Below are 21,562 nucleotides of genomic sequence, written 5' to 3' on the forward strand. Positions count from 1 at the left end.
AGCCTAAACTCTATTAACAGAGTGACACTTTTGCGAGTTTACCCAAACCTGTTCCTTATGGTCTAACTAGTGACGACTTTATCTATTGTTCTGGTCATTTCAGGCATCATCATTCTATTAGCGGGGTACGTTCCCGCTAATAAAGTTTGTCGGAAGACAAAGCACTTAGGGTGGCAGGTTTTAAGCTACTTAATTCTTGGTTTCGTCGCCGGCTATACCTTTGTTTTAGTAGCTATTTTTTATGATCCTATTGTTACTCCTGTATTATTTGGCCTCTGCATCATTCTTTTTTGCGGTAGTATTTTCGTGTATATGGTGACCACCTACAGTTTACAAAGCATCAACCAACTCCATGTTCTAGCCGACGAAGAAAAGCACAATGCGCTTCACGACTCACTCACCACACTCCCCAACCGAAAACACTGTATAGAAACAATTGAGTTCTTAATTGAGTCCGATACCCCCTTTGATTTGATGCTGCTTGATATCGTGAATTTCAAGCAAGTTAATGATGGAATGGGTCACTTCTGTGGTGATCAGTTATTGATTCAAATCGGCCAACGAATTTCATCTCTGCTGCGTAAAGAAGATTTCATTGCCAGAATTGGTGGTGATGAATTTGTTCTTATTTGTCCAAATAGCAGTGAATCCGCATCAAAAGTATTGGCTAAGCGTATTGATACAGAACTGCGCAAACCCTTTTGTATCGACGGTTTTGAGTTGAGCACCGGTGCAATTATTGGCTTAAGCGAATTTCCAAGACACGGAGAAGACGCAGAACAAATCATTAATACCGCTGATGTTGCTATGTATTGGGCCAAAAAGTCTGGTCGCTTGTTTGCGTGCTATGACGATAAAATGAGCCAAGGAGCCAAGAAAAAACTGCGCATCACTCGCGAAATTGATGCTGCACTTCTTAATGACGAGTTTTGTATCTATTACCAGCCGATCCTGTGCGGGAAAAGCGCGATTGTCTCTGGCTATGAAGCACTAATCCGCTGGCAAAAAGAAGATGGTACCGTGATGAGTCCGGTCGAATTCATTCCTATTGCAGAACAAAGTAACAAAATCACCTCCATTACTAGTTGGGTCCTTAATCAGGTGTCTACCGATATCGAAAAGCTAAAATCTGAGAACATTCGATGTCCTGTACATATCAACTTATCTGCGAAAGATCTCATGGGAAATAACCTCAAAAGGCATCTTGAAAAGTTGATTCAGATATACCCCGATATCACAGAAAACCTCATTCTGGAAATAACAGAAAGCACAGCGATTAATCGTTTAAGAAGCCCTGAAGAATTACTAGAAAGCCTCAAAATTCTCGGCTTCAAGATCAGCTTAGACGATTTCGGAACGGGCTATTCTTCCCTCTCGCTACTCAGAGACTTACCCGTTGACCAGATCAAAATTGATCGATCTTTTTTGTATCAACTAGAAACCAATCAGCGTAACAGCTCGATTGTCTCAAATGCCATCGCATTGGCCCATGGCCTCGGCTATACCGTCGTCGCTGAAGGGGTTGAAGATAACAGCGTTCTCGAACTATTAAGGCATTACGGCTGCGACTATATTCAGGGCTTTCTGTATAGCCCAGCGTTAAAAATCGATGAGGTAATCCGTTGGACTCACAATCATAACCCCCCTCATATCATTGAATTAGCGGAGGAAACGTAAGGGAGAACCCAGAAATTTTACCCACCATTTCTACCCACCTTTCATTTTCCACGGTAAGCTTTTCCTTTTGACTGCCATAAAACGATTGGCCTAAAAGCCTGAAAGTAGTAAAACTGATCATGAAATTTCGATGCGAACAACTTACCCATTGGCAGAGGTTCCCCATGAATATAGGCTCAGTAGCGAAACTTACCGGATTATCCAGTAAGTCCATTCGCCTGTACGAGGAAAAAGGCGTCATTTCTTCCCCTAGCCGCAGTGAAGCAGGTTATCGAGAATATAATGAACAGCATGTTCAAGAGCTTAACCTGGTTTCAAGAGCCAAAAATGCCGGCTTTTCACTGGCGGAGTGTAAAGAATTTGTCGAACTCGCCCACAACCCAAAACGGAAAAGCAGTGAAGTAAAAGCGAAAGCTCAGGAAAAGCTAAAAGAGGTGGAAATCAAAATTCGGGAATTGAAAGAAATTGAAAAGCAATTGAAAGGCTGGGTGAATGCCTGTCCTGGTAATGAAAGCAGTGAATGTCCTATTATTGAAGAACTGACCAAGTAGACTTGGTTATTTTCCTAATCTTTTCAACCCTTCACCATGAAGTACATCCGCAGATCATGTAACATTGAAAGACCACACTGATAGATCGGATGTCTTCATGGAAGCAGAATTACTGGAAATAAAAAATTTCCTCTCTCAGCACCCTCCCTTTGATGAACTAGAAGAGGAAGTCCTTAACTTCATCACCAAACATGTCGAAATTTCTTATTTTCGCGAGGATACGCCCGTCATCCATTTTGGTGATGAAATCCACGATTTATACATGGTTCGGAGTGGCGTCGTTGAAGTCTATCGACGTAAAGGTGAGCTCTATAATCGCCTCGATGAAGGAGCCCTATTTGGTCAAATGGGCCTGTTGACCAACAATAAAGTTCGCTTTCCGGTCAAAGCTATAAAAGACACCTTGGTATACTGCATCCCTGAGCCCGTATTTCAGGAGCTCTACGACAACCACGAAGCTTTCGCTGACTTTGTAGAGGTCGAAGATACCGCCCGCTTACGCCAAGCCGTTTCAAGCACCAATGAACAAAACGATCTAACGACGTCCAAAGTGCGCACTTTGCTGACAGGCGAAGCCCCCTTCCTAGAGAAAACAGAAACTATTCAGAATGCCGCGATAAAAATGGCTGAAGAAAACGTTTCATCACTGTTAATCATTGATCCAGATATCCTCGAAGATAACGAAGAAGATAACTCACCGCTTGTCGGAATCATTACAGACCGAGACCTATGTACCCGAGTACTCGCCGAGGGACTCGATGCCAGTGATGAAGTATCCAGTGTGATGACCACTGAGGTTATTTCGTTAGACCACAATGCCTACGTCTATGAAGCTATGCTCACGATGCTACGCTACAATGTACACCACCTTCCAGTTTTGAAAGACAAAAAGCCCATTGGTATTATTGAAGCCACTGACATTGTTCGTTATGAATCCCAAAACTCTCTACTGCTAGTGAGTAGCATCTTCCAACAGCAATCCATTGAAGAACTCGCTTCCCTATCCGAGCAAGTCAAGGATAGTTTCGTGCGTTTGGTGAACGAAGATGCCAATTCACACATGGTCGGGAGTGCGATGTCAGTGATAGGCAGAAGCTTTAAACAACGCATTATTGAACTCGCAGAAGAAGAGCTGGGCGAGCCTCCTATTCCCTATTGTTTTCTCGCTTTAGGTTCAATGGGGAGAGATGAACAGATCTTGGTAACCGACCAAGATAACGCCATTATTCTAGATAATTCATACGTTGAAGAAAAGCACAATGAATACTTCGATGCGCTGGCAAAGAAAATCTGTGATGGATTAAACGAATGCGGCTACACCTACTGCACTGGCGATATTATGGCAACCAACCCTGACTGGCGCATGACACGGACAGAATGGGAAGAATGTTTTGCTGACTGGATTGATGATCCAAATCCAAAAGCACTTTTAAATGCCTCTATCTTCTTTGACTTGGTCGGTGTTTACGGTCGTCTGAAGTGGGCTGAGCAGCTCAATGGTTTCATCGTCAGGCGCGCACGTAGAAACAACCGTTTCTTAGCCTGTTTAGCTCGAAACGCGATGAATCGCACCCCACCACTCGGATTCTTTAAAGATTTTGTCATGGAGAAAGACGGCCAGCATAAGAATTCCATCAACCTCAAACGTCGTGGCACTGCCCCTCTTGCAGATCTGATCCGTGTACATGCTTTGGCGGTTGGCTCGCGTTCAACCAACTCATTTGAGCGTCTTGATGACATTCACGAAGCCGGCATTCTCCCCAAAGGGAAAGCACGAGATTTACGAGATGCCTTAGAGTTCATCTCCATGGTGCGTATTCGCCACCAAGCTTTTGATGTCGAAAATCAAATCGAGCCAGATAACAACATTGAACCAGAGAACTTGTCCGACTTTGAGCGTCGCAACTTAAAAGATGCGTTCCAAATTCTCAGTAATGCACAAAATTTTCTTAAGTTCCGCTACCAAGCCAGCAATAACTTTAAGTAGGTAAATGATGATCAGAAAAATGATGCACACACCTGCCATTGACTGGGAAAACAAGTTTGCAGCAAAGCAACAAACAAGTCGAGATGCTTCACTCAAGGACTATTACAATGCTGGTATCCCTAGTGCTGAAACCAACCTCGAAGATGTAACCTTTTTGGCGATGGATTTTGAAACAACAGGTTTGGATTCCGACAAAGACGACATTATCACGATTGGTACGGTGCCGTTTAATCTCAATAGAATCTTCATTAACCAAGCCCATCACTGGACAGTACGACCGCGCCAGCAATTGGCTGAGGAATCTGTCATTATTCACGGCATCACACACAGTGATATTCTTGACGCCCCTGATTTATCAAATATTTACGATCAGGTGTTGCAGCAGATGTCAGGTAGAATCATGGTGGTGCATTATCAAAGAATAGAGCGAGAGTTTCTTGATCAAGCACTGAAAGACCGCATCAATGAAGGTATCGAGTTTCCTGTTGTCGATACGATGCACCTTGAAACACTCCATCAACAGCGCCTACGTGGTGGGATTCTCAATAAAGTTCTGGGCAAGAAACCTGCCTCGGTCAGATTAGGCGCAAGCCGTGAACGTTACGGCCTTCCACCTTACACACCACACCACGCTTTAACTGATGCAGTCGCTACTGCCGAATTACTGCAGGCACAAATCGCTCATCATTACGAACGGACGACAAAACTCAATCAAGTGTGGATTTAAAAATAATATAGAGCCGGTGCAGAAACCACCTTATAAGAAGGTGGTTCTACCAACAAACTTTACAAACGATGAATGGGGTTAAAAAACAAAAAAGCCCCCGAATCTGGGAGCTTCCATCGTTCATTCAAAAAGGAAAACAAAAATGTTATGAATGAAACAGCAATTATTTTGAGCTTGTCATCTCTTTCTTAACCATTACAGCTGACGTGACGATGAAAGCGATGATGAGACCTAGCTCCATTGATAACCCCTATTGTTTGCAAAGTTGATAGACTGGACTGATTTTTAAACAGCGCCATTCTAACACTTTTAAAGATCAATGATAGTTATTAACGAGATTTTTACGATTTTTGTCGACTCAGATCAAAATCGGTGCGCCTAGCCTCATTTTCAACAAATTTGTTCATCAAAATTACTGTTATTTTTGTTAAAAGATTATGCTAAATACATCCTACTTCATGGTAACTTTTCCGCCAATAATTTTATAAGCTGGCGTTCCTCTTATTAAAGTTTCTCTCGCAAACTCTCTATCGCACTCAGGGCAATAGCATGTCTTTTTTGTATAGTCCTCAACGATCCGCTCTTTAAAGCACTTCACTAAAGCCCCTTTACCACCTTTACGATACTTGAACAGTTTGGATTGACACTTAGAGCAATAAATATCGACCGTTTTGTTCGGTTGCTTCTTATTCGGTTTGGCCATTTAACATCTCTGAACTTTGAATAAGCTTCTCTGGTTTTAACCAGACCTGACTGAAATCAAACCAACCCAACGCGTTACATTTAGCATTCTGTAATGAGCCACATTGGTCTTTGCTGATACCCAACCAACAATGAAACATAGGGATAATCTGCATTCGTTCAACTAGAGATTTACCTAAGTCTTTTGCTGGGAATGCACTATTTTCTTCTGCCTGCCACACCTCAACCAAGCCAGACCAATATTTGAAATCTTCGGGTTTGCTTAATTGTTCAATATCGCTGTAGTTAAGCAACCATCCCGCTAGTCCATCTTCTCGGTTGTTGGCGATCCCCATAGGCTTAACCCAGATATCAACATCATCAGCATCCGGTAAAGAAATGTCATACTTAATTAGCTCAACTTCAAGGTTGTCTTGCTTCAACAATGATTCGATGCATTTCACTAAGGTTGGAAACATAGGGTGCTGACCATGGTAAGCAATGGTCACCTTTCGATAAGAAGGTGGTGACGTGTAATGCCCTTGCCTAGTGTGGTGATACCAGCCCGGCTTTAGGCCATGTGCAGGCAATACACCAAGCTCCACAATCTTTTCTTGAGGAAGCTCCTGATAGAGATTTAGCGAACCAAGCCTATGACTAAAGTAATTGGCCCAATCGTCAGATTTCGCAAGGCCACTGCGCCTATTCAACAGCAAATAGGTGCACCCCGGGTCCAATTCAACCTCATCACTGTAGGTCCCTGTTTCTGGCTTAATCGGATTAGTCATACTTGGGAACACCATTGACGAGTGAATATCATCAATAACCCAAACTTCTACACGATCCATTAAAGGTCTGAAGCCAAAATAACCATCAAAAGCCTGTAAAACAAGGCGTTTATCATCATTTTGAATTACCTTATAAGGGCCTGTCCCAATTGGGTTTAAATCATAATCTTCAGCCCTAGACTTTTTAGGTAACAAGACTTTTGCATCCGATTCGGACAATAATAGCGGTAAATGATAGTTATCTTTACTTAATAACACGTCAATCACAAAACGGCCTGGGCTTACCACGTCATGGATATGTGAATACAGATTTTTCTCTTTAAGCTCCAACAATGAGTCCACCACAATATTGGTGGTAAGCAAATCGCCATTGTGAAAACGGACATTCGGCCTCAGATAAAAGCGCCAATGCCTTGGTGACAGCATTTCCCATGTGTGGGCAAGGTCTGGACAAAGTTTTTCGCTTTCATCTAAGCGTGTCAGGCCACTAAATATCTGACGTGCAATGTGCTGTTCTGAACGACGGACAGGTTTGGTAGGATTGAGCATTGACAGTGGACGATAATACGGTAAACGAAGAACTTGCTGCCCTTCAAGTTGCTGGACACCTAAATAGCTCTCAACCACCTGCGCAAGTTTAGCTGAGTCTTGGTCAAGCACTTTCAGCGCCTGACCGATCTTACCTTCCTCTAAATATCGACGAGCAAGATTTTCACTGACATCGGTTCGGCTTCGCTTGAAGTTGAGCTGAGAAAGTTTTCCGCGGCCTGGTGAGGGGTGCCATTCTATCCAGCCCTCTTCTTCCATTTTATTTAGCACGATACGTGCATTACGGCGGGTACAAAAAAGGATCTCGGTAATTTCTTCAAGTTGAACACCACAATCTTTGCCATTGTAATGCTCAAACAAGGTCTCGAACTGAACACGCAGTCTAGGGCTACTCATAAAGAGGAAATCTCATAGATTTATAACTGGGTTAAGTTTCCTTATTTAATTTAAAGAAGCAAGTGAGTTTTAGTGTTATTGAATGTCGATCCCGATTTCACTCGCGATTTCGGACAGTTGTTGTGCGTTATCCAATTTAATAGACCACTTTGTCTCCGAGCCATTTGCAGCAATAACATTGACACCTCGGCCTATGAGTTGAATCGCGTCGATTTGGGCAGAAAGAGTGATCATATGTTCCGAAGCGACCTTCACAACAATTTCATGCACCGTCACGATGATTTTTCCGCTTTTAAACTTAATGACCATTACTGGTTTACCTTAAGAGATTGCTTAGCGTTGCGTTTTTTCTTAACCGCAATAGTCAATCGGCTAGTACATACAAGCCTTTGGCGGTCATCAGTAATGTTAATTTGCCAAACTTGCGTCGATACACCGAGGTGAATCGGCTCTGCCCGGCCAATCACATAGCCTTCACGCATCGATCGAATATGGTTGGCATTAATATCCAAACCAACACAATACGCATCCTCATCAACACAGAAATTGGCAGCAACAGAACCCAGAGTTTCCGCCAAAACCACTGAAGCCCCACCGTGAAGCATACCTAAAGGCTGGTGAGTGAAGTGACAGACAGGCATTGTCGCTTCAATGAAATCTTTTCCAACGTTGCTATAAATAATCTTGAGGTGATCTATCAAAGTGTTTTCAGACGTCGCATTGAGACGCTCAAGATCAATGGGTCGTTTCCAGATAGTCATATAGATTCTCGTAATGATTCGTTACAACGCATTGTAACCTAATGGTATGATTAGCAAAATAATAAGAGTGAAACGGAGTAATCCATGCAAACATGGTTGAAACACACAACCCTAGCCGCCATCATAGGATTGGCCGCTTGTACCTCTTCACCCACAGGGCGCAATCAGTTACTGCTCTTCTCTGATAATGACATGAGTACGTTGGGCACCCAGTCTTTCGAGCAAATGAAGCAGCAACAGAAGATAAGTCAAGACTCAAAAATAAATGCCTACGTGCAATGTGTGGCTAAAGCCGTCACGAAGCAAGTACCGCAACAACCTGAGTTTAAGGAGTGGGAAGTGGTCGTATTTGACAGTGACCAAGTCAATGCTTTCGCTCTTCCTGGTGGCAAAATTGGCGTCTACACTGGCTTACTCAAAGTGGCAAAAAATGAAGACCAACTTGCCACTGTGATTGGTCACGAAATCGCTCATGTTCTCGCGGATCATAGTAATGAGCGTTTGTCCCAATCTCAGTTAGCAAATGCAGGATTACAAATCACCAGTATAGCTTTGGGCTCATCCGAATATGCCCAATACCAAAGTGCAACAATGGCAGCGTTAGGGCTCGGTCTGCAATACGGAGTGTTACTCCCTTACGGTCGAACGCAAGAATCAGAAGCAGACTTGGTAGGGTTGGAAATCATGGCTAAAGCAGGTTTTGACCCTAACCAAAGCATCAGTTTGTGGCAGAACATGGCGAAAGCTTCCGGTGGAAGTCAGCCACCTGAGTTATTGTCTACTCACCCTTCACATGGAACTCGGATCCACGACTTGTCAGAAAAAATAAAAACACTACCAAACTACAACGTGAAAAAACCGAATTGTTCTTAAAGTAATGGGGAGCTCGTACTCCCCATTCTTATGTTCCAAGAATCATCAGTGGTAAGCGCAGTAATTGGTCACCAGTACTCGCGAAATACCAAATGATCCCAATCAATCCAGTCACTAACGCCAAGTACCATACCGCAGCGACGACTTGACCATAACGATCGAGCGGCAGCAAGTGACTGTGATGTCGACTACGCCACTCAATCACGATTTCAAAAGTCCCTAAGGCAAGCAATAAGCCGAACAATGTCAGCCCTAGTGAATAACTCAGTGCAACCCCACCCAGTGCTGCAGCGGTACAGAGGAGAATCCCCATTAAGCTATTCATAGAAAAGCTAATGCTTTTTAAAATATGCCCACCATCAAGAGGTAATATTGGCAATAGGTTAAACAGGTTTAGAAATGCGTTAAATACAGCTAAACCGGCAAAGAACATCTCTCCCGTCACCCAATATAGTACTACCAGAATCAACGAGAGAACAAAGCCAAACATAGGCCCCATTATTGAAATGACTACATCTTGCCAACGTGTGTTGATCTTCTCATCACTGAGCGCCAAACCTCCTAGAAAAGGAACTAAATAGATACCTTTAGTCCTCATTCCAAAGTATTTCATCGCTTTAACGTGCCCATATTCATGGAAAATCAAGCAAGCAATTAACGCCAGTGCAAACTGGAAAGAAAACAGCCATGAGTATGCCGCGAGACTGGCTGATGCAAGCGCTACCTTAATGAGTTTTGCGCTCTTAAAAGCTTTTACACCAAGTGACAATAGACCCAACAGGCTCCATTTTTTCTCTGGTTGTAGCGGAGTGAATGGTGTCTGCTTTTCAATATCCTTCGTATCTCGGCTTCCTTGAACGACAAGCTGGTCATTCAATATCGCTTTATATTCGATCAGGAACGGTTGCCATTCCAAAGAGGTTTCAAGTCGACAAATCAGTTCTTCTTCACCATTAAGCAATTTAAACTCGTGTGCAGACTTTTTACCACGCTCTGAATCTGCGTCCAGTTGAGAGACCAATTGATTGTCCCAAAAAAGTTGTTGCCAGCCAGCGAGGGAACCTTCTAAGCGCAAAGGCTTTCCCAAAAAATCAATAGAAAGCAGTTCCAATGTTTGTCCTAGTAATTTGTTATATAAGCGGCGCCAATTATGCCAATTGTTAGACAAATGGCAAAGAAAACTCACAGATAATAGTGACACCGTCACACCTGCCATTCAGTTAAGATTAAAAAGTAACTCAATGACACCTTCTCTATACTCCTCTGTTCAATATCCCTTTATTTTCGATGGATAAAGTGGATAATAGCGACCTTAATTAAGTCCTTATTAATATGTGAGTTCAATATGTCTTCTGAAGCGACCATGCTAGAGCGTTGTCAATCCAAATGTGAATTGTGCAGCGGTGATTCTCCACTGACAGCCTACGCTGTACCACCACATAGCCATGTTACTGTGGATCACGCCATTATGGTTTGCGAGAAATGTCTTGGCGAAATCGATGACCCGAAAGACATCAACCACTGGCGCTGTTTGAATGACAGTATGTGGAGTCAAGTTCTAGGTGTACAAGTCACTGCATGGCGTCAGTTGACGCGCTTGAACAGTGAAAGCTGGGCACAAGATGCGCTAGATATGATGTACATGGAAGAAGAGCAAATGAACTGGGCCATGATTGGTATGTCTGCCGATGACAAGCCTCTTGACTGTAACGGCGTTGAGCTTAAAAAAGGTGACGACGTAACGGTTATCAAAGACCTACCTGTTAAAGGCACTAATCAAGTCATCAAGCAAGGTACCGTTATTCGAGGTATCAGCATCGGCGACGATCCTAAGCTAGTTTCTGGTAAGGCAAACGGCGGCCAATCCATGTACGTTATCGCTGAATACTGCCGTAAAAAGTAATTGTTACTTCATGATTACTCGGGGGCGCTATTCAGCGCCCTTTTTAGTCCATCTCAGTTTGAGATGCTCTCTCTGCATCACTAAGGACACCGCTTAGTTTGGTATCGCATAGTTTAACTTGCCTTCACGCTTTAACATCTCGTGATACTTTCCGGAATCTATCATTTTCTGGAACCCTGATTCACATTGTGCAAGGATTTCTTTGGCATTAGGAAAAGAGCGGGAAACCATCAAATGGAGTGAAGTTCCAGGGAAAGGTTCCGGTAGGACATCGAAGAGGTGCTGCGAATCAGGGAAAAGTTTCGCGATCCACTTCCATCCAGATTCAGGATCAGCAGGCAAATAGTCTATGCGACCTTTTTGAAGCAATCTAAACGCCCTCTCTTCCGTTTGAGCTAAAACGTATTTCTGCCCCTGTTCATCAAACTGTTCTTTTATGTAATAACCAAGATAAGTACCTATGCGATAGGTCATTAACTTCTCAAGGCTAATAGGTTCAGTCTGAGGTACAGAAGGCCGGTAATAAAATATTCGTGGTGGGTTTGCAGATTGAGTTAAAGCAATCGAAAAATCTGCAAATTGTTTTCTCGCTTGAGTGACTGCATAAGGGAATGCCGCAAAGGCTGACCCATGTTTGACCATAGTCTCTGCCCTTAGCCAAGGGACATAAGTTATGTTTATTTTCGTTCCTTCACTTTCACACATCTCGATCACTAGATCGACAAAAAAGCCTTTTCCCTGGTTCTTTGATGCGTCAAGTACATAAGGGGGCCAAATATCAGTAACAAATGTAACTGTTTTTGCGTAAACTTCTTGGAGAGAAGAGACCAGCAGTAACAATAAAAGTGGCAGTTTTGCTAAACGGCTAAAATCGCCCATATTAATGTCCTACTAATAAGCTCAACCTTTATACTTCTAGTACAAAAGTAGCAATACCTCAATCATGACACTGTAACATATAAATACGCGCTACTTTATTTCTCCCCCAACAGTCTGGATTCTCTCGAAGCTGCCTGGTTTTGTGACCCATGCAACAACAGCATCAATATCACGTAATTCATTAGTCAACTCAAAGCGCCATATTCCTGTATTTGAACGACTCTGCTGACGCTCTTTAGCGATGAAGTCATGCTCGAGTGATTTACCCTTATTCTCACCGGCTTTCACAAGCGTTGTTCTGTTATTCGCTAAAAAGATGATGGTCGCATCAAGGTAACCGGACTTATCGAAGCTTAGAGTAAACTGACTGCCCTTTCGGCTAAGTGTTAGCCTTTCAGCATTTCTTGGCTCTAGTGCTGGTAATTCTCGATTCAACCAGTTGAAAAAACCACGCCATTCTTTACCATCAACGATGAAGCCTGGCGTGTAAACACTGCCAACCACATCGTACGCTCGATACAACCTTTGCAATTGCGAATATTCAGGCTTAGCAAAATCATCTTGCCAACCTAAGTAATCCCAATAATCAACGTGATAAGCAACGGGAATAATGTCTTTCCAAAGACGGTCGTCTTCTTCAAATTCCGACAAGTATTTGTCCGCAGGTGGGCAGCTGGAGCAGCCCTCAGATGTAAATAACTCTATTACTTGCGCAGGTTGACCTTCGTGTGACCAGATTTGTCCACTAGATAGACTCGATACAAAAGATATTGCTAGTAATGGGTTCATAGACAGATCCTCTATTGTTCTACTGACTATGACCGATGTTTCGGACACTCTATTTCATGAGGGAAAACAAAAAAAGCGCTAGCATTTCTGCTAGCGCTTTTTTTGTTTTACGACTTGGTCAATTAACGAGTTAGACCAATATCCTTTTGCATGTGGCCAGACATATCGCTCGCGTAGTAAGCGCGTGGCGTATCGTCTGTGAAAAGAATATCTAATAGGTGTGCAATCAATCCTTTGAAAGTAACCGAGTAGGTTTTTTTGTCCATAGAGATTGGAGCTTCGATAGTTCCGATGTGCATTGCCTGTGCCATGATTGCCTCTCTATAAATCGTGTAATTCGTTTCGATGGGGGAATATTAAGCAATTATTTATTGTTCAAAAAATGACAAATTTTATTATTTGAGATTAGTTTTTCTAATAAAACAACCTCTTAACATAAAAATTCAAATAAAATGCAAAACAACATCTAAATAGTGCATTTATATCCGAAAAATCTGCATTTTTTATTTTTAAAGCAATCATAAACATGCTTTAAGTCACAAATAATTTACAAGAAATACGTATAAAAAGGAGCAATTCGTCTCCGTTGAATTAGTTTATTTATCAATACTTATTTCGAGGGGGGTAGCCGTTTTTCTTTGTTTATGTACAGAAGCAACTATCGCCACCAGCATGGTGATCAATAATACAGCTAAGGATAATGGTGTCGGAATTTCCCACGGAGAACCCACCAACATCATCTTGACCCCGATGAAGATCATGATGAATGACAGAGCAGGTTTTAGGTAGATAAACTTATCCATCATCCCTTGCAGTACAAAATACAGCGAACGCAACCCCAACAAAGCAAACACATTGGCCGCTAGCACTAAGAAAGGCTCCTGAGTAACTGCAAAAATGGCTGGTATCGAATCAAGTGCAAACATCACATCCATAAACGCAATCACGCCGATAACAATCGCCATTGGCGTCAATACACGTTTACCCTGCTCCACAACACTCAATGCATTACCACGAAAATCCGGCGTCACACTTGCCCACTTTCTAATTAGCTTCTCAGGCAGGGGATTAATGCCCTCTTCAGCTTTATCCCTAGCAAGCTGAATACCAGTCCAAATCAGAAATAACGCAAATATGTACAAGACCCAATGGTACTGTGCGAGCAATTGTGCACCAACTGCAATCATAATGGCACGTAATACAAGCGCCCCGATCACCCCCCATAGCAGTGCTCTTGGACGTAAATGTTCCGGAACCATGTACTGATGAAAAATAATGGCAAAAACGAACAGGTTATCAACACTCAAAGACTTCTCTAATAAATAACCAGTGATAAATGATATGGTGGCTTTCTCTGCGCTATATTGGCTTCCCGGGGCGTATATATCCCAGAAGAAATAAATACTAACGGCAAAGGCAAACGCAAGCAGAAACCAAAATACGCTCCATACAGCCGCTTTTTTAATACTGATATTACCGCCACGAGTCTGCCAAATATCCAATGCCACCATCGACAGTGTCAGCAAACCAAAACCAAGATAAATTGATAGGGTCATTATACCTCCAGAGCGGAGGGTTCAGAATTGTGCATGACTCTCCCACCGCAAACAAAACCAATCCAATGTATGGCTACATTGGATACTTGATTGCGTTGGTCTCGTCGAAAAGCGCACTAAATGAATAGAGCGGCATTTATACTTACCGGATAGAACGACGTCTAACGAGATGACGATAAGTAAACCAGAGGCGACTACTCCCCAAACAGTGCGGATTGTATTCTGACGTTTAGGCTCCGTCTATAGCTAGAAACGAAAAAGGAGCCGATTTGACTCCTTTTTTACATTACGCAGTAACTCTTGCTAAGTTATACTCCCCCAATAGGGAGAAAGTATACCAATGCAGACCAAACGCCTATCCAGCTAACCACGACAGCTACGTCGATCCAGTCTCTACTCCACATAGATTCCTCCGAGTAACATTTACTTACTCAATTAACTCAAAGGATTAATTAGCAACCTTTATGCCACCATATTTGCACTTTCTCTTGCGGTCTATTCAGTGTTTCAGGAAAGTCTGTTAACAACTCAATAAAACAGTCCGCCATCGAGCTTGTCGTCACCACACCGTCATCAAGCATATTTAACAAAGCTTCATAACCTTCTTTACCTTTCATCGTATAGGCTGAAGAGGTTCCGGTGTAGTACCGCTCTTCTTCAATCTTTTGCCAGCCTAGCTGATCACTATAGATTTCTAGACCAACGATCCGGTTTCCTTTTTCCGCTTCCGGAAGGTATTGAAAGTTCAGGTTGTAGGTATATGGATAGGATCCGTCGCCAGTACCTTCTACACCATTATTTGTGGCATTATTGATTGCCCCTTCAAGTGCTGCGGCAATGTCCTTCCCTTTAAGTCGATAGACACCAATTGGTACGGCAAACGGTAGTAACTTGCCAGCAATATCGGCGACTGACACATTACCAACATTCAACGAATTACGAACACCACCTGCATTGTGAATAGCAAATTCTGCATTATGTCCAAGTTTGTTCATAGAATGAACAAAAGACTCAGCGACCAAAGGTGCCAACTCGCTCGCACCTACTTCATCAGGAATTCTGATATGACGTAGTGGTTTATCTGCATGAGCAATAACATTGCGCTGTAGCGCTCTAACCCGAGTCACATACTTTTCATTCAACAACCCCTGCAATTGTTGATCTTTTTTGCACACCAATACATTGGGGTGCTCATCAATAAATCGTCGTGCAAGGTTATAAGGCAATTCTTCGGTGCACTCATTCATACTGGCATCAAGGAATAATCGACGCCCTAGTAACAGCTCATTTTGCCCTTTAAACCTGATGATCTCGCCGTGTTCATTAAAATCAATATCACAGTGCCCCATGCTGAGGGCGTGGTAGCCAGCTTGAACAACATGAGTACCGTTAATTTTAATACCGTATTCATCATCTTTTTGCAGGCCGAGTGAACTGAAATCACCTTGTAAGCGATGACTATGCCCCCCCACAATAATGCTAATTCCTTCCACCTGCTCTGCCATATCTTGATCAGCTTCATAACCCATATGGCTTAAGAGGATGATCTTATTAATGCCATGATTTCGAATGTCCTCAACAGTGCGCTTTGCGGTTTCAATCGAGCTCACAAATGGGGTATCTGGATCAGGGTTAGAAATGTCTGCCATTTTTTCGAGAGCTAGGGAGAAAATAGCAATAGGCTCTCCATTTACCTCTTTCACAATCCATTGAGCTGATTGGCTTTCCGGTAAGAACGAATATACCCATGCTTTGTCTCTCAGCGTCGACTCTTTATGTGAGTGTTCATTCGACAGATCCCAATTGCCAGCAAGTAGGGGAAACTCAATTTGCTCAGCAAATTTGGCAACCGGTAAATTCCCCATATCCAGCTCATGATTACCTAACGCCATTGCATCAATATTTAGAGCATTGAGCATGGTCGCATTCGCTTCCCCTTTAAATAGCGAGAAATATAATGTCCCTTGAAAGCAGTCTCCTGCGTGTAGGAATAGCATTTCACGCTGATCTGACAAAGACTCTTCAAGTTGCTTTTTACGTGTTGCAATACGAGCAAAGCCCCCTGCGCTAACGTAAGGTGTCAGGGTTTCCCCTTCAACATTGATCGTTAACTGCAACGACGTTGGTTCGAAGTACGAGTGGGTATCATTGATGTGCGCAAGCCTTATCTTGGTTGCTTTATTGTTTTTATATTTCATATTTTCTTCTCTCATAATCCACTACATCGTATCCCATCCTCTATGACAAATTCATTAACTTTCACATTTTTCTTGTATGCCTGATTCTCTATACATAAATAAAAGTGAGTTTAATCGCCTAACTCTATTCATCTTTTACACCAAGAAAGCACAAACTTTGTGAGTTAAGCTTCTGCTTATACGAGGTTTTTCTATTATGCTTTAAGTAACAGTAGCTCAAACGGAGTCAGTACATGCTGCTAGAGCGGATTGAAATTTCTGGCTTTCGTGGGATCAAACGACTATCTATTGCGTTTGATGAACTCACGACCCTTATTGGCGAAAATACTTGGGGTAAGTCTTCATTACTTGATGCCCTGTCTGTCGCGTTGCCACCTGAAGGCGTGCCATACCAATTCGAAATGACGGATTTTCACGTCGACTATTCGATTGCTCACCCACAAACTCAACATCTACAAATTGTTATTAGCCTAATATCCAACGATAAAAATGAAATCAACTCAGGCCGTTATCGAAAAATCAAGCCCGTTTGGATTCAAGATGCACAAGGCGCGAATAAAATCATCTATCGGTTAAGCGCTAGCCGTGATGGGTATGATGTTACTACTCGCTATGCCTTTCTTGATCGTGAGGGGAACCCTCTCCCACTTCACCACTCTGAAAAGCTAGCTCAGGAGTTAATGACACTACATCCCGTCATTCGTTTAAAAGACTCCCGACGCTTTGAACGCCCAATAGGTAACTTGGGTGATACCAATGATCGAATAGAAAAACGCATTAACAACACATGCCGCCGTCTTATGGCAATACCCGGGCATGTAAATAAAGGAGAAATGAAAAGCAGCCTAAGCTCAATGAGCCTTCTCGTTGATCATTACTTTTCCTTTAAATCCAGTACACGTAAGAACCTACGTAAGCAAAGAGACGGTATTTTCTTTAGTGGTTCATCCAACAATAAAAGTATTTCACAAGTTGTTGAAGAAACAAAAAGTAAACAGACCAGACTTCTATTTATGGGCTTACTCAATGCCTACCTACAAGCCAAAGGGCCGAACAAGCTTCGGCGCTGTGCAAGGCCATTGTTAATTCTTGAAGATCCTGAAGGTCGGTTGCACCCTACCCACTTAGCCAGAGCCTGGAGTCTGTTACAACTTCTTCCCATGCAAAAAATTCTCACTACAAACAGTGGGGATCTGTTAGGGCAAGTTCCACTTTACAGTATCCGGCGTTTGGTTCGACAGTCAGACCGCACTATTACCACCTATCTACCATCTCAAGGCTTTAGCAAAGATGAGCTCAGACGCATCGGCTTCCATATTCGTTTTCATCGCTCAGGCGCATTGTTTGCGAGGTGTTGGCTTTTGGTTGAAGGGGAAACTGAAGTCTGGTTGTTCAATGAATTAGCCAACCAATGCGGTTATAATTTGGCGGCTGAAGGTGTGCAAATCATAGAATTCGCTCAATCAGGTCTAAAATCCTTAGTCAAGATCGCCAAAGCTTTCGGTATTGATTGGCATGTTGTCACCGACGGCGATGCAGCTGGTAAAAAGTATGCTGCCGCAGTGCGGGCTCAATTAGGCAACGATCAAGAACGTCATCGTCTGACAGAGTTACCAGATAGAGATATTGAGCACTATCTCTATAACAATGGCTTCGAACCCTTCTTTAAAGGTATGGTCCGAATTCCCCTTGATCATCCAATTCCGGCCAAGAAAGTAGTCACTAGAGTACTCAAGAAATTTGCGAAGCCTGACCTTGCTCTTGCGATTGTTTCTCACTGTGAGAGTCAAGGCATGGAATGCATCCCACTGCTGCTTAGGTGGACGTTAAAACGCGTTGTTACCATGGCAAACGGCAACACATAAAAAAGCGGCCCTGATTGCTTTCAGCAACCAAGGCCGCGTATCAAATATCAGCGATACGAATCAATCGGGGGTTCACAATCATGAGCGAGTTGGCAACTCGCTGGCAGATTGTGTTTGAGAAGACTTCTGATGCAGCCATAAGCCACTTGCTTTCATTAAGTAACCAAACACTCCACCTAAGATCAACGAAGGAATAACAAGCTGCCAGTTACCATCTGCTGCGAAAGTTGCGCAAGAACCGATAAAAGTACCTGGTATATACCCAAGCCAATTTTGCTTTGCTTGAATACACATCATGAATGCCACGATAGCAGTGATCACATAACCAAGAATTTCTAGCGAAGCATACTGGGAAGCATGGATAATCACCATTGCCCAAAATACACCTGTCATGTTGGTCACCAAGCTCTCAGCCAGGCCCTTAAGCCCACTGGTTGGAGAAGCAAAGTAACTGGTACAACCTAAGAAACCAGCCCATGACAATAGGCCAAGTGAGATAGCAATCCACCCCCAAAGCCCAGAAAGAATACCTGTAGTTAATGAAATCGCGACAAGTGTGCTCATACCGCCTCGCTAAGTGTGCTTTCCACACATCAAAAGTACAAGACGGCATGTTAAGGGTTAAATAAGCGAAACAAAACGATCCAAATCACAATAAAAAGGCAATAAAATGAAATATTAAAAATATTTTGTGACGCAAACGCTATTTCAACAGATAGTGAAAATATCAAAGGACTGACGGTTTACCTTTCATCATCCGTAAGCCTTCTCGCTTAATACACTCGACAAGTGGGTTTTCCAACATATCTGCACGCCATATAAAAGACAATGTCCTCTCCATATTCAGTTCCGGCACATTCAACGCCACCAGTTGACCATTTTCAATAAAGCGCTCAACATCCAAATAAGGTAAGCAAGTGAGGTATTGTCCATTTTCAACCATGCTACGTAGGACAGGTACATGCTCATACTCACGCCAAACGTCTAAATCTTCAATTAAATGATGAATGGAGCTATCAAATATTTTGCGAGTACCACTACCATGCTCCCTCAATACCCACCTAGCTTGCTCTAACTGCGCCAAGCTAACCGTGTTATGTTTCGCAAATGGGTGATGAGCAGCTGCGACCACGGTCAAATGATCACGACACCATACCTCTTGGTGGAGACGGTTATCATCACAACGCCCTTCAATGATACCCAGATCGTACTTATAGTCTAAAACGCCCTGCATGACGCTATCCGTACTTTTTACTTTCAGTGAGATTCGCATCTCTGGGAATGAGTTATCAATAATACTGATAAGGTCCGGAACCAAGTGTTCCGCAGGTGTTTGACTCGCACCTAATTTGATGTGACCACTGAGCAAATGTTGCTCGTAAAAGCCCATTTCAATCTGCTGCGCATCTTGTAATAAGCGCTTCGCTTTCGGTCTGAGCCACATCCCCCAATGGGTCAGTGCCATTTGTTTACCTTGTCGTTCAAACAATGGTCGGCCAAGCATTTTTTCGAGTTGAGCGAGCGACATGCTGGTTGCAGACTGAGTTAACGCTAGCTTATCAGCCGCCATGCTGACACTCCCCATATCTGCGACTGCGTCAAATACGGCGAGTTGTTTAAGAGAGTATCTCATTAAGCTTTGATCCTTTGCTTAGAGAGTGTGAGTACACAACTGCTTATAAATAAGCAAGTTGTTTCATTCTATCCTTCTCACTTTCTATATCAACATTTTTGATGAGGTTTTTAAATATTATCAATTTTACGTGTATTGCCGAACACCATAACCTGAATTGGCAGTGAGATGCTTTTACTGCATTAACAGGAGGTAATCATGACTAATCAATTCGGGAGCCGATATGACACAAGCTCAAGCGAATAATCTCTACTTTTCTCCTAGTGAGATGATGGCTGAGGCGGAAAAATTTGCCCTTAGTAAGGCCAAAAAAACCAGCAGTATGACGTTAGGGCTCGCTGTAATGGCAGGAGCTTTTATTGGGCTCGCTTTTCTGTTCTACATAACCGTCACTACTGGCAACACAGAATCAGGTTGGGGGATCAGCCGACTCGCTGGAGGTCTAGCGTTCAGTATGGGGCTGATTCTGATTGTTATTTGCGGCGGAGAGCTATTTACCAGCTCCGTTCTATCCAGCATTTCGTGGGCCAATAAACAAATTAGCCTTGGAAAAATGTTGTCTATATGGGGAAAAGTTTATGTGGGTAACTTTTTAGGAGCCATGTTGCTGCTAATTATTGTTACTGCTGCTGGCCTCTATCAAATGGATAACGGTCAATGGGGCCTCAATGCACTCAATATTGCACAGCATAAACTCCATCACTCTACAATAGAAGCATTCGCATTAGGGGTACTGTGTAACCTATTGGTGTGTCTTGCTATTTGGCTAACATTTAGCAGTGCAAATGCCATGACAAAAGCAGCAATGACCATCATGCCTGTAGCCATGTTTGTTTCAAGTGGCTTCGAGCACTGCGTTGCCAATATGTTTATGGTGCCGCTTGGTATCGTAATCCAAAGTTTTGCACCAGAAACCTTTTGGACCCAAGTGAGCGCAAACCCTGCTCAATACAGCGACCTTAATATTTATCAATTTATTACCGCTAACCTCATCCCTGTCACTTTAGGGAATATTCTTGGCGGAGCGGTGTTAGTGGGTCTTGCCAATTGGAGTATATATCGCAGACCTCAACTTAAAGCCGCATCTATTTCAAGTATTACAACAACCACTAACATTACGTCAGTCAAGGAAAACACCATGAACAACACACTCATCGTAAAAGACTTTATGAACCCAAATCCCATTACTCTGAGCCCTGAGATGCCTACTGCTAGCGCAATAGATACGTTACTAAAGCACCATTTGGTCAGCTCTCCTGTTGTTGACTCTCAAGGTCGATTAATTGGTTTCTACTCTGTGCATGATGTGATGGTGGATTTATGGTGTCAGGATTACATCCCAGTTGAAGGACAGAAAGTGGTGGATTTGATGTCTAGGGATATCATTGCCATCAGCTCTCAAGATACGTTAGTTGATGTCGCTGAGTTTCTCTGCATCGATAAAGAACAGCTTTATCCGACAACCAGTATGGGGATAGCAACACAGCTTAGTTCTCTTTCTCTTGAAGAACGAGCGAAGAGTATCAAGGTACATAAACCACACGTATTGCCTGTTCTGGAAAAAGGTGAGTTTGTGGGCGTGGTAACCAGAGAAGATGTACTGCGGGCTATGCGTTCAATTTATAGTGATACCGTCACATTAGTCACAGAAGCAAATCAACGAGAGACTGCATAACCAATTTTGGTCAGGAAATAAGTCGCTTGATCAAAAAAGTCCCCAACATTAGTTGGGGACGCTTTACTTTGACT

At 42.9% G+C, this 21,562-nt stretch carries 20 protein-coding genes; 8 read left to right on the forward strand and 12 right to left on the reverse strand.

Annotated elements, in window-relative coordinates; genetic code table 11:
* Nucleotides 1-69 precede the first annotated feature (69 nt).
* The 4 genes from CTT30_RS19355 (at nucleotide 70) to CTT30_RS19370 (ending at nucleotide 4,942) form a co-directional block, all read left to right on the forward strand.
* The gene (locus CTT30_RS19355; RefSeq protein WP_239836296.1) at nucleotides 70-1,677 is read left to right on the forward strand and encodes a putative bifunctional diguanylate cyclase/phosphodiesterase; all 1,608 of its coding nucleotides are present in this window, start codon (nucleotides 70-72) and stop codon (nucleotides 1,675-1,677) included.
* Nucleotides 1,678-1,841: 164 nt separating this feature from the next.
* Complete coding sequence (gene cueR, locus CTT30_RS19360; protein ID WP_252036704.1) at nucleotides 1,842-2,228, forward strand: Cu(I)-responsive transcriptional regulator; 387 nt, start codon at nucleotides 1,842-1,844, stop codon at nucleotides 2,226-2,228.
* A gap of 97 nt (nucleotides 2,229-2,325) precedes the next feature.
* Nucleotides 2,326-4,215 (forward strand): DUF294 nucleotidyltransferase-like domain-containing protein, encoded by a 1,890-nt coding sequence (locus CTT30_RS19365; protein ID WP_252036705.1) that lies wholly within the window; start codon nucleotides 2,326-2,328, stop codon nucleotides 4,213-4,215.
* A gap of 7 nt (nucleotides 4,216-4,222) precedes the next feature.
* Complete coding sequence (locus CTT30_RS19370; protein ID WP_252037605.1) at nucleotides 4,223-4,942, forward strand: 3'-5' exonuclease; 720 nt, start codon at nucleotides 4,223-4,225, stop codon at nucleotides 4,940-4,942.
* 451 nt (nucleotides 4,943-5,393) lie between these two features.
* Here the strand turns inward: CTT30_RS19370 and CTT30_RS19375 are convergent, their stop codons facing one another.
* The 4 genes from CTT30_RS19375 to CTT30_RS19390 form a co-directional block, all read right to left on the reverse strand.
* Nucleotides 5,394-5,645, reverse strand: coding sequence for a hypothetical protein (locus CTT30_RS19375; RefSeq protein WP_239836293.1), 252 nt, complete (start codon nucleotides 5,643-5,645; stop codon nucleotides 5,394-5,396).
* Nucleotides 5,629-7,356 carry an SgrR family transcriptional regulator gene (locus CTT30_RS19380; protein WP_252036706.1) on the reverse strand — a complete coding sequence of 576 codons (1,728 nt, stop codon included), beginning with the start codon at nucleotides 7,354-7,356 and terminating at the stop codon, nucleotides 5,629-5,631. The genes CTT30_RS19375 and CTT30_RS19380 overlap by 17 nt, the downstream gene beginning before the upstream one ends.
* A 75-nt stretch (nucleotides 7,357-7,431) precedes the next feature.
* Complete coding sequence (locus tag CTT30_RS19385; protein ID WP_252036707.1) at nucleotides 7,432-7,665, reverse strand: DUF3389 family protein; 234 nt, start codon at nucleotides 7,663-7,665, stop codon at nucleotides 7,432-7,434.
* Nucleotides 7,665-8,117 carry a hotdog fold thioesterase gene (locus CTT30_RS19390; protein ID WP_252036708.1) on the reverse strand — a complete coding sequence of 151 codons (453 nt, stop codon included), beginning with the start codon at nucleotides 8,115-8,117 and terminating at the stop codon, nucleotides 7,665-7,667. Before CTT30_RS19390 ends, CTT30_RS19385 begins: the two co-directional genes overlap by 1 nt.
* A gap of 84 nt (nucleotides 8,118-8,201) precedes the next feature.
* Between CTT30_RS19390 and CTT30_RS19395 the strand changes: the two genes are divergently transcribed.
* The gene (locus tag CTT30_RS19395) at nucleotides 8,202-8,990 is read left to right on the forward strand and encodes a M48 family metallopeptidase (RefSeq protein ID WP_239864016.1); all 789 of its coding nucleotides are present in this window, start codon (nucleotides 8,202-8,204) and stop codon (nucleotides 8,988-8,990) included.
* A 28-nt stretch (nucleotides 8,991-9,018) separates the two neighbouring features.
* Here CTT30_RS19395 and CTT30_RS19400 read toward each other — a convergent pair whose 3' ends face one another.
* Nucleotides 9,019-10,101 carry a site-2 protease family protein gene (locus CTT30_RS19400; RefSeq protein WP_239864015.1) on the reverse strand — a complete coding sequence of 361 codons (1,083 nt, stop codon included), beginning with the start codon at nucleotides 10,099-10,101 and terminating at the stop codon, nucleotides 9,019-9,021.
* 234 nt (nucleotides 10,102-10,335) lie between these two features.
* On the opposite strand from CTT30_RS19400, the gene CTT30_RS19405 reads away from it, so the two are divergent.
* The gene (locus tag CTT30_RS19405; RefSeq protein ID WP_252036709.1) at nucleotides 10,336-10,893 is read left to right on the forward strand and encodes a PhnA domain-containing protein; all 558 of its coding nucleotides are present in this window, start codon (nucleotides 10,336-10,338) and stop codon (nucleotides 10,891-10,893) included.
* 93 nt (nucleotides 10,894-10,986) lie between these two features.
* On the opposite strand, the gene CTT30_RS19410 is transcribed toward CTT30_RS19405, so the two are convergent.
* The 5 genes from CTT30_RS19410 to CTT30_RS19430 all read right to left on the reverse strand — a co-directional run bounded on the left by CTT30_RS19410 (nucleotide 10,987) and on the right by CTT30_RS19430 (nucleotide 16,315).
* On the reverse strand, nucleotides 10,987-11,772 hold the full coding sequence (locus tag CTT30_RS19410; protein WP_239874611.1) for a substrate-binding periplasmic protein: 786 nt from the start codon (nucleotides 11,770-11,772) through the stop codon (nucleotides 10,987-10,989).
* A gap of 90 nt (nucleotides 11,773-11,862) precedes the next feature.
* On the reverse strand, nucleotides 11,863-12,561 hold the full coding sequence (locus CTT30_RS19415; RefSeq protein WP_239864013.1) for a DUF1223 domain-containing protein: 699 nt from the start codon (nucleotides 12,559-12,561) through the stop codon (nucleotides 11,863-11,865).
* 122 nt (nucleotides 12,562-12,683) lie between these two features.
* Complete coding sequence (locus CTT30_RS19420; RefSeq protein WP_239836284.1) at nucleotides 12,684-12,872, reverse strand: hypothetical protein; 189 nt, start codon at nucleotides 12,870-12,872, stop codon at nucleotides 12,684-12,686.
* Between the two features lie 285 nt (nucleotides 12,873-13,157).
* Nucleotides 13,158-14,117 (reverse strand): TerC/Alx family metal homeostasis membrane protein, encoded by a 960-nt coding sequence (locus tag CTT30_RS19425; protein WP_252036710.1) that lies wholly within the window; start codon nucleotides 14,115-14,117, stop codon nucleotides 13,158-13,160.
* A 452-nt stretch (nucleotides 14,118-14,569) separates the two neighbouring features.
* Entirely contained in the window at nucleotides 14,570-16,315 is a 1,746-nt protein-coding gene (locus CTT30_RS19430; protein WP_252036711.1) for a bifunctional metallophosphatase/5'-nucleotidase, read from the reverse strand.
* Between the two features lie 233 nt (nucleotides 16,316-16,548).
* Between CTT30_RS19430 and CTT30_RS19435 the strand changes: the two genes are divergently transcribed.
* Nucleotides 16,549-18,180: an ATP-dependent endonuclease gene (locus CTT30_RS19435; RefSeq protein WP_239836281.1), complete on the forward strand. Its 1,632-nt coding sequence runs from the start codon at nucleotides 16,549-16,551 to the stop codon at nucleotides 18,178-18,180.
* Nucleotides 18,181-18,258: 78 nt separating this feature from the next.
* Here CTT30_RS19435 and CTT30_RS19440 read toward each other — a convergent pair whose 3' ends face one another.
* Nucleotides 18,259-18,744, reverse strand: a complete 486-nt coding sequence (locus CTT30_RS19440; protein WP_239864010.1) for a DUF1097 domain-containing protein — start codon at nucleotides 18,742-18,744, stop codon at nucleotides 18,259-18,261.
* A gap of 163 nt (nucleotides 18,745-18,907) precedes the next feature.
* Nucleotides 18,908-19,813 (reverse strand): LysR substrate-binding domain-containing protein, encoded by a 906-nt coding sequence (locus CTT30_RS19445; protein WP_239836279.1) that lies wholly within the window; start codon nucleotides 19,811-19,813, stop codon nucleotides 18,908-18,910.
* A 223-nt stretch (nucleotides 19,814-20,036) separates the two neighbouring features.
* On the opposite strand from CTT30_RS19445, the gene focA reads away from it, so the two are divergent.
* On the forward strand, nucleotides 20,037-21,488 hold the full coding sequence (focA, locus tag CTT30_RS19450) for a formate transporter FocA (RefSeq protein WP_252036712.1): 1,452 nt from the start codon (nucleotides 20,037-20,039) through the stop codon (nucleotides 21,486-21,488).
* Nucleotides 21,489-21,562: the final 74 nt, after the last annotated feature.

Source organism: Vibrio coralliilyticus, from assembly GCF_024449095.1.
Classification (GTDB): domain Bacteria; phylum Pseudomonadota; class Gammaproteobacteria; order Enterobacterales; family Vibrionaceae; genus Vibrio; species Vibrio coralliilyticus_A.

Coding starts and splice junctions, on each gene's coding strand:
- CTT30_RS19390 (WP_252036708.1), bottom strand. CDS start 8,117: ATGACTATCTGGAAACGACCCATTGATCTTGAGCGTCTCAATGCGACG.
- CTT30_RS19365 (WP_252036705.1), top strand. CDS start 2,326: ATGGAAGCAGAATTACTGGAAATAAAAAATTTCCTCTCTCAGCACCCT.
- focA (WP_252036712.1), top strand. CDS start 20,037: ATGACACAAGCTCAAGCGAATAATCTCTACTTTTCTCCTAGTGAGATG.
- CTT30_RS19415 (WP_239864013.1), bottom strand. CDS start 12,561: ATGAACCCATTACTAGCAATATCTTTTGTATCGAGTCTATCTAGTGGA.
- CTT30_RS19440 (WP_239864010.1), bottom strand. CDS start 18,744: ATGAGCACACTTGTCGCGATTTCATTAACTACAGGTATTCTTTCTGGG.
- cueR (WP_252036704.1), top strand. CDS start 1,842: ATGAATATAGGCTCAGTAGCGAAACTTACCGGATTATCCAGTAAGTCC.
- CTT30_RS19380 (WP_252036706.1), bottom strand. CDS start 7,356: ATGAGTAGCCCTAGACTGCGTGTTCAGTTCGAGACCTTGTTTGAGCAT.
- CTT30_RS19375 (WP_239836293.1), bottom strand. CDS start 5,645: ATGGCCAAACCGAATAAGAAGCAACCGAACAAAACGGTCGATATTTAT.
- CTT30_RS19405 (WP_252036709.1), top strand. CDS start 10,336: ATGTCTTCTGAAGCGACCATGCTAGAGCGTTGTCAATCCAAATGTGAA.
- CTT30_RS19395 (WP_239864016.1), top strand. CDS start 8,202: ATGCAAACATGGTTGAAACACACAACCCTAGCCGCCATCATAGGATTG.
- CTT30_RS19430 (WP_252036711.1), bottom strand. CDS start 16,315: ATGAAATATAAAAACAATAAAGCAACCAAGATAAGGCTTGCGCACATC.
- CTT30_RS19370 (WP_252037605.1), top strand. CDS start 4,223: ATGATCAGAAAAATGATGCACACACCTGCCATTGACTGGGAAAACAAG.
- CTT30_RS19445 (WP_239836279.1), bottom strand. CDS start 19,813: ATGAGATACTCTCTTAAACAACTCGCCGTATTTGACGCAGTCGCAGAT.
- CTT30_RS19435 (WP_239836281.1), top strand. CDS start 16,549: ATGCTGCTAGAGCGGATTGAAATTTCTGGCTTTCGTGGGATCAAACGA.
- CTT30_RS19420 (WP_239836284.1), bottom strand. CDS start 12,872: ATGGCACAGGCAATGCACATCGGAACTATCGAAGCTCCAATCTCTATG.
- CTT30_RS19410 (WP_239874611.1), bottom strand. CDS start 11,772: ATGGGCGATTTTAGCCGTTTAGCAAAACTGCCACTTTTATTGTTACTG.
- CTT30_RS19385 (WP_252036707.1), bottom strand. CDS start 7,665: ATGGTCATTAAGTTTAAAAGCGGAAAAATCATCGTGACGGTGCATGAA.
- CTT30_RS19425 (WP_252036710.1), bottom strand. CDS start 14,117: ATGACCCTATCAATTTATCTTGGTTTTGGTTTGCTGACACTGTCGATG.